This window comes from bacterium, from assembly GCA_021372615.1.
Taxonomy (GTDB): Bacteria; Armatimonadota; Zipacnadia; order Zipacnadales; family UBA11051; genus JAJFUB01.
On the sequence record JAJFUB010000023.1, the window covers coordinates 1 to 15,567 of the forward strand.

Consider the following 15,567-nt stretch of genomic DNA (forward strand, 5'->3'; position numbering starts at 1 on the left):
GCCACGGGTGGAGCAGGCCGCAGGCCTGCTCCACCCGTGGACTCCGGCTCCCCCTCCCTCCTCCAGGTCGTGCCGTTGAGCGCCGCATGCGCGACACGCCGCGCCCCCTCCCCGCATGGGCCGCCTCTGCGGGCTGGAGGCCCGCGCTACTGACCTGCATCGGATCAAGATAGGGTCTTGACAGGGCGTCGCCCCATTGCTATTCTATTTAAGAAATCACTTGAATAGGCGAGAGCACACCATGTCCAGCCCCTGCCGCGCCTATCGCGATGCCATCTACGAGCAGCTCGCCCGCCTCACCAAGGCCATGGCCCATCCCAAGCGGCTGATGATGCTCGATCTGCTCGTGCAGGCCCCCCGCACCGTGGAGGTCCTGGCGGATCGCGTGGCCATGTCCGTGGCCAGCGCCTCCCAGCACCTGCAGGTGCTCCGGGCCGCGCGGCTGGTCGAGGCCGAGAAGAACGGCCTGTACGTGACCTACCGCCTGGCGGACGAGACCGTCTACACGCTGCTGCAGGACCTGCGCCTGGTGGCCCAGCATCGGCTGGCGGAGGTGGAGCAGTTGCGGCGGCAGGTCGCGGAGGAGCGCGGGCACCTGGGGCGGCTGAAGGCCACGGACGTCCGGGAATGCCTGCGCGAGGGCGACGCGGTCGTGCTGGATGTGCGCCCGGCCGAGGAGTACCAGGCCGGGCACCTGCCGGGCGCGGTACCGATGCCCCTGGACGAGCTGGAGAACCGGCTGGCGGAGCTGCCCAAGGACCGGCCCATCGTGGCTTACTGCCGCGGCCAGTACTGCCTGATGGCCCGGCAGGCGGTGGACCTGCTGCAGCGGCACGGGTATGACGCCCGGTACGTGGAGGAGGGGCTCCGCGAGCTGCAGGCGGCGGGGGTAGCTGTAGAGACGGCGTAGTCGCGCCGGGGACAGGCGCGCGGAAGGAGCATGACCATGGCTTGTGAACTCAACCCAACTGATGTGAAGACAACGCGCGCGGCCAACCAGGTCGCGTATGACCGCCGGCGGCGCCTGAAGCGCCTGCTGTGGCTGGCCTTGCCCCTCGCGATCATCGGGGGCTTCCTGTATCAGCCCCTTGGCTACGCGGTGCTCATCTGCATGGGCGCCTCAGTCGGGCTGGCCTTCACCCGCGGGCGCACCTGGTGCGACTTCTGCCCGCGCGGCACGTTCTTCGATGTGGTGATGAAGCCCCTGAGCCCCAAGCGACGCCTGCCGAAGTTCCTGCGCTCCACCGGCTTCCGGGTCTTCGCCCTGGCCTTCGTCATGGGCATGATGGCCTTCCAACTCAGCCGCGTATGGGGCGATGCGGCGGCCATGGGCTTCGTGTTCGTCAAGCTCCTGCTGGCGACGACGCTGCTGGGGATCGTGCTGGCGGTGTTCATCCACCCGCGTACCTGGTGCACCTTCTGCCCGATGGGCAGCATGGCCAGTTGGATCGGCAAGCGCCGGCGCCCCCTGCAGGTCAGCAACGCCTGCGTATCGTGCGGAGCCTGCGACCGGGCCTGCCCAATGCAGCTCAGCCCCTCCAGCCACAAAGAGATCGGACAGATGGAACATGGCGACTGTCTGAAGTGCTCGGCCTGCGTGGCCAAGTGCCCGAAGGCAGCGCTCAGTTGGGATAAGGCGGCCTGACCCCCGGCCGCCTCGGCCGGCGACCGCAACACGCGACAGAAAGGAAGATGTCTCATGCGCAGCACCTGGTTGGCACTGATCGGGATCACACTGGCCTCCGCGGCCTCTGCGACCCCGTGGTTCACGCAGGACCCGCGCACCTTGCCCGCCGGCAAGTGGCGGGTGGAGGAGCACGTGCTGTACAGTCAGTTCAACGACGCGCTGGTGGACGACGAGCGGGAGCCGCTGAGCACGGCACAGGACTTCAGCGCCCTGACGCTCCACACCCGCATCCGCTACGGCCTCCAGGACAACGTGACCGTGTTTGCGGACATCCCGTGGGTGTCCAAGCATGTCACGACGGCCAGCGGCTCGGCCCTGGACAATGACGACCTGGGCGACATCACGCTGCTGGTCAAGAGCAAGTACTATGACAACCGGGAGCAGCGGAGCCGCCGGGCCTGGGCGCTGTCGCTGAAGCTGGACACCGGCGACACGCGCGGCACGCCCGCCGCCCTGGCGACCGGTTCCGGCACGACGGACTGGTCGGTCATCCACCTGTGGGAGAAGGGTGTGGGCGACGCCACCTACTACGCCAGCACCGGCTTCACCATCACCGGCCGGCGCGGCGACCTGAACCGCAACCCCGGAGACGCCGTCTTCCTGAACGTGGCGGGCGAGCACCCCGTCGGTCACAGCCCGTGGAAGTTCGTGTGGGAGATGAACGGGCGCTACGAGGGCGAGACCAAGGGCGCCGAGGCGACTACCGGCGCGACGACCGTGTCGCTCAGCCCCGGCGTGCAGTACGTCCGCCCGGGCAAGCAGGGGAAGCTGCTGCAGTTGGAGGCAGGCGTGCAGGTGCCCGCCCTGACCTGGGGCGATGCCCCGGCCATCCCCGACTACACGGCGTACGGCGGCGGCTTCATCGTTTTTTGAGCGCCGCGCGGCCTGCTTGGGGCCTCGCCGGCTCTCAGACAGGACCAGTAGGGCAGGCGGCCTCGCCTGCCCGCGGATAGGACCAGTAGGGCAGGCGGCCTCGCCTGCCCAGCCCCGAGGCGCGGGCGAGGCCGCCCGCGCTACTGTACAGCGCAGACGACGCCTGCAGACATCAAGTCACGGCGCCGCGCGATCTGGAGAAACAGTGGGAGGGCCCAACCTGGGCCCTCCCACTTTCGTTCGCGTCCTCGGTTCGGCACGGCCCTTACGGCAGCGGCAGGACCACCAGGTTGCCGTCGCCCGTCGAGACCGCCAGCGCCGGACGGCCCTGCGCCTGACAGGCCACCATCTTGAGCACCGCAGCCTTCGCCGTGTACTGCGCGACCGGCTTGCCGTCGGCGGCATCCTGCACGCGGATCGAGCCATCTTCACAGCCCGCAGCCACGACGAGCTTGCCGCCGGCCTTCGCCAGCGCCAGCGTCTTGACCGGGCTGCCCAGGTCCTGCCGCCAGAGCATCTTGCCCGTCCCGTCCACGCAGTAGAGGTTGAACGAGAGCGACCCCACCAGCACCTCCGCCTTGCCATCCCCGTTCACATCCGCGCACTGCACCGCCTCGACCTCGTCGCCGGTGTTGAAGGTCCACAGGAGCTTGCCGGCTTCGGTGAGGGCATGGACCATCGTGTCAGCCCCGCCGAAGAAGACCTCCTGCTTGCCGTCGCCGTCCACATCGCCCGCCGCGGCCGCATTGGCCGTCGGGCCCTTGGTGTTGTAGCCGAAGCGCCGCGAGCCGTCGGGGTTGATGACATGCCACCAGTAGTACTCGGTGCCGGCGATGATCTCGTCCTTCTTGTCGCCGTCGAGGTCGGCGGCGGCGCCGGCGGTGGAGCCATGGACGCTCTCGTAGCGCCAGATCTGCTTGCCGGCCGCATCCACGGCGTAGTAGTGCCAGTTGTCCGCGCCTGCCACGACGGCTTGCTTGCCGTTGCCCTGCAGGTCCGCCGGGAGGACCACGCGGAAGTGCGCCGCCTCCTTGTAGAACTGCGGGGTGAACACCCAGAGCTGCTTGCCCTGGCCGTCGAGGGCCACCAGCCGGGAGTTCATGCAGGCGGCGACGACCGTGCGCTTGCCGTCACCGGCGAAGTCCACGCCTGCCAGGGCGTTGACCGGCGCGCCGCAGTCGGTCTTCCACAGCAGCTTGCCCTCGCCGGTGAAGCAGGTCACGGTGCCATCGCTGCTCCCGGCCAGCAGCTCGTTGCTGCCGTCGCCGTTGAGGTCGGCCGTCTGCAGCGCCTGGAACATATGGGTCGGCACTCCAGCGGCCTGCTTCTTCGCCAGGTCAATCTCCAGGCCCGGGCGGCTGCCCCAGAGCTGCAACTCGGCAACGTAGATGGCCGTGCCCGAACGCGGGGTCAGAGACAGCCGCAGTTGCTTCGCCTTGCCCGACAGCTCGAACGCATACGTCTCGGGCATGTGGGCCGGCAGGCCCCAGTTGGCGTGGTCGGCCGTGTCGGTCAGCTCAGCCAGCACGCGCCGGTCCGCCTTGAAGCCGTCATTGCTGCCCACAAGCTGCAGCTTGCCGAGCTGGAAGAGCTTGCCCTTGCTGGAGGAGGTCGCGAACCAGGCTTTCAGCACGAGGCGCTGCAGGTCGTAGACGTTGTCGAGGGCCAGGTCAATCGTGACCGGCTGGTCGTCGGCCCACATGACCCCGCCATCGGTGCTCAGCAGCTCACCGTCCACGAGGTTGTCCAGCGTGTTGGTCTTGTCCCCCGAGAAGACGTTCTGCGGCAGGGGCTCGGGGCTGCAGGACAGCTTCAGCCCGGCCTCGACCGCCTCGAAGGCGTTGGGGTTGTTGGTCAGCAGGTAGGAGGTGAGCTTCTGCGCGTACGACCACAGCGGCTGGAGAGCCGGGCCCTGTGTCGCGGCGCCACCCGCGGGCGCCGTGGGCGTGGCCGTGGCCACAGCCATGTTCATGAAGCCGCGGATCTCCTCGGCCGGGGCCTGGATGGGGCTGGTGGACCGGCTGACCTGCTGCTGGGTGCGCGGGCTCGTCCGCGCCGGGGTCTTCGCCACGATCTCACCGTTGGCCAGGTTCACCTCGGCATCGGCCCCCTCCGGGAACTTCCCCTGCCCGCCGAACAGGGCTGCATCGCGGACGCCCACGGCAATTCCCTTCTCCGGGGTGAACAGCGCCGCTCCCAGCGTCCCCTGCGCCTGGCCCAGCAGCGCAATGCGACCGTCCTTGTCCGGCAGGCCCACCATCACCGGGTCGCCTGCGCCCGAGATGACCGCCAGGTTGTCGCCCACGCGCGCGATCTTCAGTTGCGAGGGCTTGTCGCCCGAGGCCTGCAGGACGGTGAAGAGGTTGAACGTCTGCCCGGCCTGCAGGGACTTGTTGAACACGCTCTGCATCACCCGCACGACGGGCTTGCCGGCATACGGGTAGCTGGCCCAGTTCGCGCCGGTCAGCGCGTCATCGTCCAGCAGCACTCGGGCATCGGCCGTGGTCGCAAAGCGCGCCCACTGCCCGCCCTGCTCCACATCCATGGCGCTGCCGTTGATCTTGGCGTTGCCGACGGTCTGCCAGATGGCGCGGAAGCTGTAGTCGCCCGCCTGCTTCGCCACCATCTGGTCGGCCACGATGAACATCCGGTCCTTGAGCCAGATGATGTTGCGGCGCCAGTCCACGCCCGCGTAGTTGCGGTAGGTCGTCACCGACACGGCCGCCGAGGGCAGGTCGGTCACATGCTCCACCTCGACGAAGTCGGGGATGGTCGCCGACTGGCCGTCCTTGAGGATCAGCACCCCGTTGTGGTACTTGGGCAGGGACTTGATGTAGTCGGCGTCGGCGATCCAGACGCGCTCGTTCTGCGTCCACTGCAGCACCGCGTTGCCGTCCATGTGGCGGTGGCCGCCGTTGGACAGCCCGTCCAGCAGCAGGAAGGCCCGCTGGGGGTCGAAGCTGTCGCGGAAGGCGATCTTGTCGCAGGCATGGTCCAGCGTCACACCGCTCTTCTCTCCGCCGGCGGACTTGTACCAGTGCTCGTCGAGCGGGATCGCGTCGAAGGCGGCGAGGTCCGTGGGCTCTTTGGCGGTGCCGCCGGGATCGTACTCCCACAGCGGCCGGGACTGGCGCACCTGGAGCTTCTTGTCCACGCACCAGCGGTACGTGCCGTCGCGGTAGAACCACTCGGCCATGCGCAGCACGGGCAGCTCGCTGAACCAGCAGACCCACGCGCCGGTGTCGCCGTAGGGCACCTGGTAGCCCAGGTTGTTCATGGTCAGGATGGCATAGTTGGCGATGGTGCGGGCGTTGCCGTTCTCGAAGACGGCAAAGTTCGGCCGGGTCAGGGCGTAGCGCATGACGTGGCTGTTGGTGAGCCACTGGTAGCCGTTGCAGTCCTCGTGGGCCTTGGCGGTCTTGGCGAGGTTGCCGAAGCAGTTCTCCCCGATCTGCAGCCATTGCCGGGCCTCAGCCGAGTCGTAGTACTTGCTGAAGTATTCGCCGGCCAGGAAGGTGGCCAGGGCGGCGAAGGTGCCGTGGTTGGAGACCGAGTGGCCGGCCTTCGCGCTGGCGGCAGCGCCACTGCCCTCGGGCAGCGCGGCCTCCCGGACGTACTCAAACAGAATCCGGCTGACCTCGAGGCGGTCCTGGTCGGTCAGGGCGGGGGATTGCTCTACGCTGGCCCACATGGGGATGACGCGATGGCCCATGAAGTCCGAGTCCATGCCCCACGGCCCGCCGAAGGTCGTCGGCTTGCCGTCGCGCCACTGCTTGGCCTTGCGGGCCAGCCACACGAACTGCCTGGCGTACTCGTCGCGCCCGGTGACGATGTACTGCTCACCGATCGAGGACATCGTGCCGAGCAGGCCGGTGTGCGCCCCGGCTTCCAGCGCCTTCTGGGCGCTCTCCTGCTGGGCGGCGACCCACTTGTCATCGAGTTGGGCGTCGAAGGCGCCGAAGCGGGCGCGGGCCTCAGGGGAGGGCTGAACCTCGAGCAGGCGGGGCAGGACCACCGAGTCATCGGGCCCCGCCGACTTGGCCGCCGCCACTGCCTTCAGGAAGGCCGCAACACCAGCCTTGCCCCCGGCCGCGTCCGTGGCGCCGATGATCACGGCATTGCGCTTGTTGCCCCAGGGGTCGCTGAGGGTCCGCAGCTCATAGCCGCCGGCGCCGGGGAAGTTGCCGTCCGCGGTCATCATGTAGTGCGAGTATGGGTAGAGCATCGCCCGATTGTTGCCGACATTGCCCAGGAGCACGACATGGGTGGCCGGGGGCTTGAGGGCTTCAGGCCCATCACCTGCGGCCACCGGTGGCTTCTGGCCGAGGGCCTTCTCCAGCCCGGCGGCCAGCTCCGCGGCGACGGCCTGCCAGGCGGGGTCTGACGGAGCGACGATCGCGATCTGCAGGGCGCCCTTTTCAAGCAGCGGAGTCTGGCGCTGCAGCGGGTGGGCCTCTTTGGTATCCACGAACGATTTCACCTCACTGGGCACAAGGCGCAGATTGTCCAGATACAGATCGAACGGCACTCCCGGATCGTGGGCGCCGACATAGAACTCCCACTTGACGATGGCACGGCGGTCGTCGCTCTTGATGACCCCCGGCTCCCACTGCAGCGGCCCGAGGCTGACGCCGGGGGCCAGCTCAAAGGTGGTCTTGTCGCCCTTCAGCGGCCCGGCCCAGCTTAGCCAGCTCAGGACCGCATTGCCCTTCGCGTCATAGCCGCGCACGTAGAGCGCCTGGGTGATCTTGGGGTCGGTCGTCGCCGCCTCGAAGAGCAGCGCCTTGCCGCTCATGTCCACCGGGGCGGTCGTGAGGATGACGCTCAGGTACGAGTTGCCGGTGGCGTCCTTGGGCGAGACGGTGGAGGCGTGCAGGGCGCCCTTGCCCTCGGCGATGAACCGCGCGTCCTGGCTGATCTCCAGCTTCGTCTCGGGAGCCTTGCCCGCGTTCCCGACGGCCCAACCTGTCAGGGCGTCGCAGGTGCTCAGGGCCTGCGGCTGCGGCTGGGCCCCGGCCAGGGAGAGCGCGAGCAAGCCCGCGATGATGGCGAGTGTTCTCATGGTAGCCTCCGGCATTGTGCCTGTTCGGATTGCGCAGGAGTAGTTCCGCGCGGCGGGCGTCCGGCCCTGCCCGTGGTGGAACGGAACAGGCCGTGGGGCGAACCCCACGGCCTGCCTACACCGCTGCGGGCCGGCAGCCCGCGGTCCCGGTCGCGACTACGCCTGCGCCAACTCCACGACGCGGGTGGCGTTCTCGCTGATCTTGCGGAAGCCGTCCACGTACTGCTGCATCAGTGCCATGGTGTTGGGCGGGTAGACGCCGCCGAGATAGGCGTGCGCGTCAATGAAGTCCACCGTGCGTGGGTAGTCTTCGTCGTACTGGATGTTCCCGCGGCCGTACTGGCAGGTCCACGGACAGCCCTTGCCGTAGCCGATGCGGTCGTGGAAGACGTCCTGGGCCGGCACCGGGCGCGTCTGCCACTGCCCCAGGCCCACACCCTCGGCCGCCAGGGCCTTCTGCGAGGCGCGCTTCCACTGCGCCGGCGTCAGGTCCAGCCCCAACTCCTCGGGCTTGAAGGTCACGACATAGCTGAAGTAGCACGGGTTGGCGTAGTCGGGCGTGTACGGACCCTCGAAGCCGGGGATGCCGGTCAGCTCGGTGGTCAGATAGTCGGCGAACTGGCGGCGCTGGGCGTTGTAGTCGTCCAGGCGGTCGAGCTGGCTGAGGATGAAGGCATTGATGAACTCGTGCGGGCGGTACATCCAGCCGAGGCCGTAGGCGTTGTACTCGCGGACCTGGCCGGCGACGACGACCTCACCGAATTCGCGCAGCATCGAGGCATGGGTGCGGTAGGCCTCGTTGTTCGTCGTCCACAGGCCGCCCTCGCCGCCCGACAGGTTCTTGCTGCGGTTGCACGAGAAGCAGCCGATGTCACCCAGCGCGCCGGTCTTGGCGCCCTTGTACTCGGCGCCGTGGGCCTGGCAGGCGTCCTCGATGACCACCAGGCCGTGCTTCTTGGCGACGGCGTTGATCGGGTCCATGTCGGCGACCATGCCGTGGATGTGCACCGGCAGGATGGCCCGGGTGTGGTCGTTGATGCGCTCCTCGATCAGCGCCGGGTCCATCGTGTAGGTCTTCGGGTCAATGTCCACAAAGGTGGGAATGGCGTTGTGGTGGAGCACGGCGGCGGCGGTGGACCAGTAGGTGAAGGCGCTGGTGATAACCTCATCGCCCGGTCCCAGGCCGGCGGCGGCCACGGCCATGTGCAGCGAGGCGGTGCCGCTGTTGGTGACGAGGGCGTACTTGGTGCCGCAGTACTGGGCCCATCGCTCTTGCAGTTCGAGAGCGCGGGGGGCGGAGTTGCCGTGGAGCTGGTTACTGTCAAAGACAGCCATGACCGCATCGCGGTCGGCTTGAGTCAGAGGCGGCCAGGTGCCTACCGCTCCCTCGGGAACGACGCGCGGGCCACCTTCGAGCGCGAGCTTGGACATTGGGTTCTTCCTCCTGAATGCACATGGGGCGGGGCCCTGGCGGGCCCCACAGCCCTTGCTTGCCTGTTCGGCCGGGCCATGTTCCCCCGGGGCCCGAGAAGGACCTCCTGCCCCCGCAGACAAAAGGGGCCCGTCTGGTGACGGGCCCCGAGGAGACCACGAGGTGTGTCCAGTCGGGCTAGTTGGCGTCCCAGATGCTGGACCCGGCGCCACGGACATAGGTCGCGGCCAGCCACTTGCTGTGGCCGTCCACAAAGGCATGGTTGGACCCGCTGTTGTGGCGCATGGCCGCGCCGCCGCTGGGATTCAGCGGGTCCCAGCCGTTGTAGCTGTTGGTGTCATACCGGGGACTGCCGCCGCTGGTACGGCCACCGTAGAGCGAGTAGGCGGCGTTTGAGTCGGACAGCATGACGGTCTCCGCTGGCGACTTGATGGTGCCTAAGCCCACGCCTCCGACCTGCGTACCAGCCGTTCCCCACGAGTACCCCAGGTAGTCCATGTTGTACCCATAGTCTACTGCGCCGCGCCTGCTGGGGCACTGTAGAATCTGGGTGCTCTTCATGTACGGTGCGGCAGCAACGTACCAGTAGGTCCCCGGCGGGTTGAGGTTGGCGTACATGAACACTTCGTCATTGTCCTGCACGTACTGCAGGATAGCCAGTGCCAACTGCCTCGTGTTCGACAGACAGGACGATTGGCGGGCCTTCTCACGGGCCTTGGCGAACACGGGAAACAGAATGGCGGCCAGGATCGCGATGATCGCGATCACGACCAATAGCTCGATAAGCGTAAAGCCACGTCTGGACATGATAGGCGCTCTCCTCTCGCAGTATGGACGCCCCAAAGGCGCCCTGTACCTAGCGGCTCACAGGCTATCGTACAGGCAGGCTGCGTTGCCATACGCCGGGCCCACGAGCGCCTGCGTCGAGAACCATTCGCCATGGCCATCCAAGGCCGTCGCACAGGCAACCCACAGGGCTTGCAGACCACGACAGACTCTCATCTGTGTAGTAGGTATTCTGTCCTCCTGCCAATTCCTCCTGCCTGCGGAAGGGAATTCCTGCGCATGCCTTGAACAAGACGCCAGGCCGCAACCAGACCACGGAGAGATCCACCATGACCAGCCCGAACATCAGCGGCGTCTTCCCCCACCTGGCCGTCAAGGCCGGGCACCTGCCCCAGCGCACCGAGACCGGCATCGGGGCCCTCATGCCCTGGGCGGACCGGCTCTGGTTCGTCACCTATGTCGCCCACAAGTCCGCCAGTGGCAGCGGCACCGGGCTGTTCTGCGTGGATGACAACCTGACGCTCACCAAGCACCCCGAGAGCGTCGTGGGCACCTACGCCAACCGCATGATCCACAAGGCCACCGACCAGCTCATCATCGGCCCGCATGTCATTGACATGGAGGGCCACGTGCGGACCTTCCGCGACCTGGTGGACATCCGGATTACCGCCACCGCCCAGCACCTGGAAGACCCCGAGCACCTCGTCTACATGCTGGGCATGGAGGGGGAGCTGTTCGAGGCCAACGTGCGGACCCTCGAGTGCCGGCAGATCGCCGACCTGCTCCAGGAGCTGAACACCGCCCGACCGGGGGAGCCGGGCTACTCGGTGCTGCACATGAAGGGGGCGTACTGCGCCCACGGGCGCCTCGTCGTCGCCAACAACACCTACAACAACCTCGACTACACGGGGGCCTCGGCCCAGGGGCGGCTGGCGGAGTGGGACGGCCGCACCTGGACGATCCTCGACACCGCCCAGTACAACGAAGTCACGGGCGCCGTGTCCGGCATCGGGCAGGCCACCTTCGCCACCGGCCAGGACCGCGCCTCGGCCATCCTGCGGGTGTTCGTGGACGGCCACTGGGACGTCTACCGCCTGCCCAAGGCCACGCACACCCAGGACCACACCTTCACCACCGAATGGCCCCGCATCCGCGAGATCGAGTCGGAGCGCTGGCTGATGAACACCTGCGGGATGTTCTACGAGCTGCCGGCGATGCAGTACGCGGGCAAGGTGTGGGGCGTGCGGCCGGTGTGCTCGCACCTGCGCATCATCGGCGACTTCTGCTCGTGGAACGGGCTGCTGGTCATGGCCGGCGACCAGACGACACCCATCGGCGACAGCAACCCCTTCGTCGGCCAGCCGCAGGCGAACCTGTGGCTGGGCAAGAGCGACGACCTGTGGCAGTGGGGCAAGCCGCGGGGCTGGGGCGGCCCGTGGTTCCGCACACCCGTCCAGGCCGAGGTTCCCTCCGATCCCTTCCTGATGACCGGCTTCGAGCACAAGTGCGTCCACTTCAGCCACGACCACCCCGGGCTGGTGACGTTCGTGATCGAGGTGGACTTCCACGGCGATGGCGAGTGGCACGTGGCCCGGCAGGTGACCGCCGGGGCCAACGGGTCGGTGACCTACTGCTTCGAGCCGGGCTTCAGTGCCCACTGGGTGCGCTTCCGGGCCAGCCAGTCGTGCACGGCCTCGGCGCAGTTGCACTACACGTAGGCGGTCCGCTAGGGGAGCATCTCTGGGCCCAGTAGGGCAGGCGGCCTCGCCTGCCCGGCCCCCGGAACGCGGGCGAGGCCGCCCGCGCTACTGGGACCGCGGGTGTCCCCGCTACTGGCACGGCGACTCTCGCACAACTGGTGCCGCAACCCGTCTGTGACTGGGAGATGATCGCGATGACAAGGACACTGCTCATCGGCTGTCTCATCATCCTGGCAGCCACCCTCAGCGCCGCCGCCGAGGGGGGCCTCGTGGCGCACTGGAGCTTCGATGAGGGCACCGGCGACGTGGCCCGGGACCTCACCGGCCACGGGCACGACGCGGCCCTGAAGAACACCGCGTGGGTGCCCTCACCGCGCGGCCATGCGCTCCGCTTTGACGGCAAGGACGACGTCGCGCGGTACGGCGAACTGGACAGCATGAACCTGAGCGGCGACCTTACCCTCGCCGTGTGGCTCAAGACGGACTCCTCGGTCGAGCCCAAGACCAACCGCATCATCATCGGCGACACCGGCCTGGGCGTGGAGCGCAACCTGAACCTGCGCATGGACGGCTACGGCTACCTGCGGTTCGAATGGGCCGACGGGACGCGCAATGCCTCGCTCCTGGCCCCTAACAGCCTGCTCAACGGCACCTGGAAGCATGTGGTCGTCACCTGCGCCTCGACGGCAAAGGTGGCGACGATGTACGTGGACGGGCAGCAGGTCGCGCAGATGCCCATGCCTCTGCCGATCAGCAAGGCGCCGACGAAGGAGCGTCTCACCGGCTGGTTCTACAACGGGTACTTCCAGGGCGACCTCGACGACATCCGGCTCTACTCGCGGGCGCTGACCGCCGCCGAAGTGACGGAGCTGTTCCAGGCCGGCGCAGACCTGCAGATCGGCAAGGCGCAGGTGCTCTGCGATGCTGACGCCGGCACGCCAGCCGGGGTGGTGTCCGTACCCGTGCGCAACTGGAGCCAGGCCCCGCGCGACCTCGAGGTCGCGGTGCCCGGCCAGCCGACACAGCGGCTGCAGATCCAGCCCGGCGCGCAGGCTGACGTGGCGTTGGGGCACGTGCCGCTGACGCCACTGTGGCGCAGCCGCACCGACCTATTCCTGTGTGAGGCCCCGCCCGAGCAGCAGAAGGTGACCTTCACGACCCGTCGCGGCGACACAGCGGACGTGCAGCCGGTGGACACAGCCGCCCAGCTCGTCGTGGAGCCGCTGCAGGTGCACGTGCTGGATGCCTGGCAGAAGCAGATGAAGCCGGGAAGGACCGACCAGGTGAGGCTGAACATCGCCCTGGCCATGCCGATGGCGCAGGTCCGCCGCGGGGCGGTGCGCGTTGTCCTCGTCTCACGGGAGACCCGCAAGACGGCCCTGACCCGTCAGTTCCGGCTGCAGGAGAACCGCCTGGCCCTGGCGCTCAACGTGGAGGCCCTGCCGTGGGGCGCCTACGAGGTGACCGTGAGCTTCGTCAACGGCGCCGGGAGGGAGGTCGTCGCCACGCAGGCCCTGGCCACCGTCCTGCCCACCGACAAGCAGCAACTGCGCGTGCTGAACAACCTCGTGACCGAGCTGATGGACGCGCAGGCGCGAGGTCTGCTCGGCAGCAAGCAGATCGCCTTCATGAACCCCCGCCACGGGTGGGTGTGGTTCAGTGCGACGGGACAGTGCGGATTGAAGCTCGACGGCGCGGACCTGCTCACAGGGCAGTCGTCGTCGCCGGTCGAGGCCATGCGGCTGCTGCCGGCGGGGAAGCATGTGCTGACGGTCAGCGGCGTGCCGACCGCTGTGCAGGTGCGCGCCGTCCCGGCCCTGCTGTACAACGTCTATCCTTCGTCCCCGCAGATCGCGCCCTTCGGCGCCAACACGTGGGAGCGGCTGCGCCGGCACACGCTCCCGAACATGAACATGATCGAGGCCCAGGTGGTGGGCACGCCGGAGCAGGCCGAGTGGACCGCGCAGGGCAAACTCTGGATCGCCAACATCCAGGCTCCGGGGCTGCTCGACAAGACCGAGTGGACGGCCGAGAAGATGCTGGAGGTGTGGCTGAACCCGGGCAAGCCGACCGCGTGGGCGCCGCGGCCCGGCTATGACCTGACCCAGTTCTCCGGCCTGCAGATTGACGAGTACGACGCCGGGATGGACCAGAAGCTGCTCCGGACCACGGCGCAGTCCGTCGCGCGGCTGGCCGAGGACCCCGCCTTCCGGGGCAAGATGTGGATCCCGTTCGTGGGGCGGATGTACGGCAACGAGGCGGCGGTGCTCTTCCACAAGGCTACCGTCGGAGCAGGCTGGCCATTCTCGATCGAGGTCTACCTGGGCGAGTCGCCGACTGAGCAACAGAACGCCGAGAGCATCGCCGCCAGCTTCGTGGACCGCGCCCAGGGCTACGAGCACGCCTACCCCGGCTCCATCCGCCAGGCCATCTTCACCCCGATGTATGCCTACCTGCCGTACTGCACCACCAACTGCTACCCCCAGGCGGACTTCCGCGTGCATCTGGACATGCAGATGAACCTGCTGGCCAACCACCCGGCGTACTTCGGCCTGTGGGGCGTGCAGCCCTACCGCTCCAACTACGTGGACGAGGAGATTCTCAACTGCATGGGGCGGCTGTTGCGGCACTACTGCCTCGAGGGCAAGACGGAGCGGCTGCTGACCGACCCGTACGAGTTGCGTCATGTGACCGACCCGGACTTCGTGGAGGGGACGAAGCACTGGCAAGTCGCTCCGGCGGAAGAGGGGGGCATCACCGCCGGGGCCTTCAAGGGCTACGGCATCCTGCAGGGGCGCTACCCCGGCGGGGCCTTCGGCGACACCTTCGCCCTGCTGAAGCGCAGCGCCAAGGGCCCGAACGTGCTGAGCCAGGAGTTGCAGGGCCTGAAGCCGGGGCGGCTGTACTCACTGAAGGTCTACACGGGTGACTACGCCGACCTCAAGGCCGGCAAGACGCGCAAGGACCAGCAGGTCCTCGCCATCGGGCTCGAGGGGGCCGAGGTGCAGCCCGGTGGCTTTGCCTACCCCTTCCGCAGCGCCCGGGGGCCGCAGCCGTTCACCATGCAGGCCCCGCTGTGGATGACCTACCACTGGCTACAGTTCCGCGCGCAGGGCCCGACCGCGAGGCTGAGCCTGAGCGACTGGGCGAAGCCCGACACGCCGGGCGGCCCGGTGGGGCAGGAGATGATGGTCAGCTTCGTGGAAGTGCAGCCGGTGCTGGAGACGCCGTAGCGGCCCGTTGGAGGGAGCACTGGCTCGCCGTCGCTGCGAGACAATACCAAACGAATACGCAACAGAAGAGGAGGAATATGGAAGGGATTGGGGAACAACCCTTGGTGAGCACCTTGCGACACCAGGGAGGGAGCCATGCGCCACGGCTTCACACTGATCGAGTTGCTGGTTGTGATCGCGATCATCGCGATCCTGGCCGCCATACTGTTCCCGGTCTTTGCGCGGGCCCGCGAGAAGGCGCGACAGGTGAGTTGTCTGAGCAACGTCCGCCAGATCGGGGCCGCCATCGCGTCGTACACCCCCGACTACGATGAGACATACCCGCCCTTCTGGCACAACGTTACCGTGGACAGCCGTCTGAGTGCAGTCGTCATTCTGAACGCCTACATCAAGAACGCCCAGATCTGGCGCTGTCCTTCCTCCCGGGTCACCGGCAACATCGGCGGAGTGAGTTGCACCTACTTCGCCAATGGGGTGATCTTCCAGGCGGTCAACAGCGACAACGTGCTGACTCGCCCGGCGGAGACGGTTCTCATGTGGGAGGGCGATGAGGCCGGCGACCACTCCTTCGACTACCCCCGCTACATAGGCGGCGGCAGCTGGGGCGATTTCGTCAATGACGGTCACTGGGGTGCGGTCCATCACGGTGGCGGCAACTGCGTCTACGGCGATGGTCACGCCAAGTGGGTGAAGGAGCAGCGACACACTGCGGGGATCTTCGCCCTGCTGCCCGACAACCGGATCAGCCTGGGCTACCACTACCGGAACTACTGACGCCCCGGCCCGGCCGCTGC

Annotated in this window: 9 protein-coding genes; 6 read left to right on the forward strand and 3 right to left on the reverse strand. The window is 67.8% G+C overall.

Features of this window, described 5'->3' with window-relative positions:
- The first annotated feature begins 241 nt into the window (after positions 1 to 241).
- The 3 genes from LLH23_03700 to LLH23_03710 are packed head-to-tail and all read left to right on the forward strand — an operon-like array spanning position 242 to position 2,560.
- Positions 242 to 910, forward strand: a complete 669-nt coding sequence (locus LLH23_03700; GenBank protein MCE5237577.1) for a metalloregulator ArsR/SmtB family transcription factor — start codon at positions 242 to 244, stop codon at positions 908 to 910.
- 36 nt (positions 911 to 946) lie between these two features.
- Positions 947 to 1,645 carry a 4Fe-4S binding protein gene (locus tag LLH23_03705; protein MCE5237578.1) on the forward strand — a complete coding sequence of 233 codons (699 nt, stop codon included), beginning with the start codon at positions 947 to 949 and terminating at the stop codon, positions 1,643 to 1,645.
- 54 nt (positions 1,646 to 1,699) lie between these two features.
- Positions 1,700 to 2,560, forward strand: a complete 861-nt coding sequence (locus tag LLH23_03710) for a hypothetical protein (protein ID MCE5237579.1) — start codon at positions 1,700 to 1,702, stop codon at positions 2,558 to 2,560.
- Between the two features lie 265 nt (positions 2,561 to 2,825).
- Here LLH23_03710 and LLH23_03715 read toward each other — a convergent pair whose 3' ends face one another.
- From LLH23_03715 to LLH23_03725, 3 genes are all read right to left on the reverse strand, one after another.
- Positions 2,826 to 7,622: a PQQ-binding-like beta-propeller repeat protein gene (locus LLH23_03715; GenBank protein ID MCE5237580.1), complete on the reverse strand. Its 4,797-nt coding sequence runs from the start codon at positions 7,620 to 7,622 to the stop codon at positions 2,826 to 2,828.
- 156 nt (positions 7,623 to 7,778) lie between these two features.
- Positions 7,779 to 9,053 (reverse strand): DegT/DnrJ/EryC1/StrS family aminotransferase, encoded by a 1,275-nt coding sequence (locus LLH23_03720; GenBank protein ID MCE5237581.1) that lies wholly within the window; start codon positions 9,051 to 9,053, stop codon positions 7,779 to 7,781.
- A 178-nt stretch (positions 9,054 to 9,231) separates the two neighbouring features.
- Entirely contained in the window at positions 9,232 to 9,861 is a 630-nt protein-coding gene (locus tag LLH23_03725; GenBank protein ID MCE5237582.1) for a DUF1559 domain-containing protein, read from the reverse strand.
- Between the two features lie 308 nt (positions 9,862 to 10,169).
- Between LLH23_03725 and LLH23_03730 the strand changes: the two genes are divergently transcribed.
- The 3 genes from LLH23_03730 to LLH23_03740 all read left to right on the forward strand — a co-directional run bounded on the left by LLH23_03730 (position 10,170) and on the right by LLH23_03740 (position 15,547).
- Positions 10,170 to 11,558 carry a hypothetical protein gene (locus LLH23_03730; protein ID MCE5237583.1) on the forward strand — a complete coding sequence of 463 codons (1,389 nt, stop codon included), beginning with the start codon at positions 10,170 to 10,172 and terminating at the stop codon, positions 11,556 to 11,558.
- A gap of 176 nt (positions 11,559 to 11,734) precedes the next feature.
- Complete coding sequence (locus LLH23_03735) at positions 11,735 to 14,773, forward strand: LamG domain-containing protein (GenBank protein ID MCE5237584.1); 3,039 nt, start codon at positions 11,735 to 11,737, stop codon at positions 14,771 to 14,773.
- A 135-nt stretch (positions 14,774 to 14,908) separates the two neighbouring features.
- Complete coding sequence (locus LLH23_03740) at positions 14,909 to 15,547, forward strand: prepilin-type N-terminal cleavage/methylation domain-containing protein (GenBank protein ID MCE5237585.1); 639 nt, start codon at positions 14,909 to 14,911, stop codon at positions 15,545 to 15,547.
- The last annotated feature ends 20 nt before the right edge of the window (positions 15,548 to 15,567 follow it).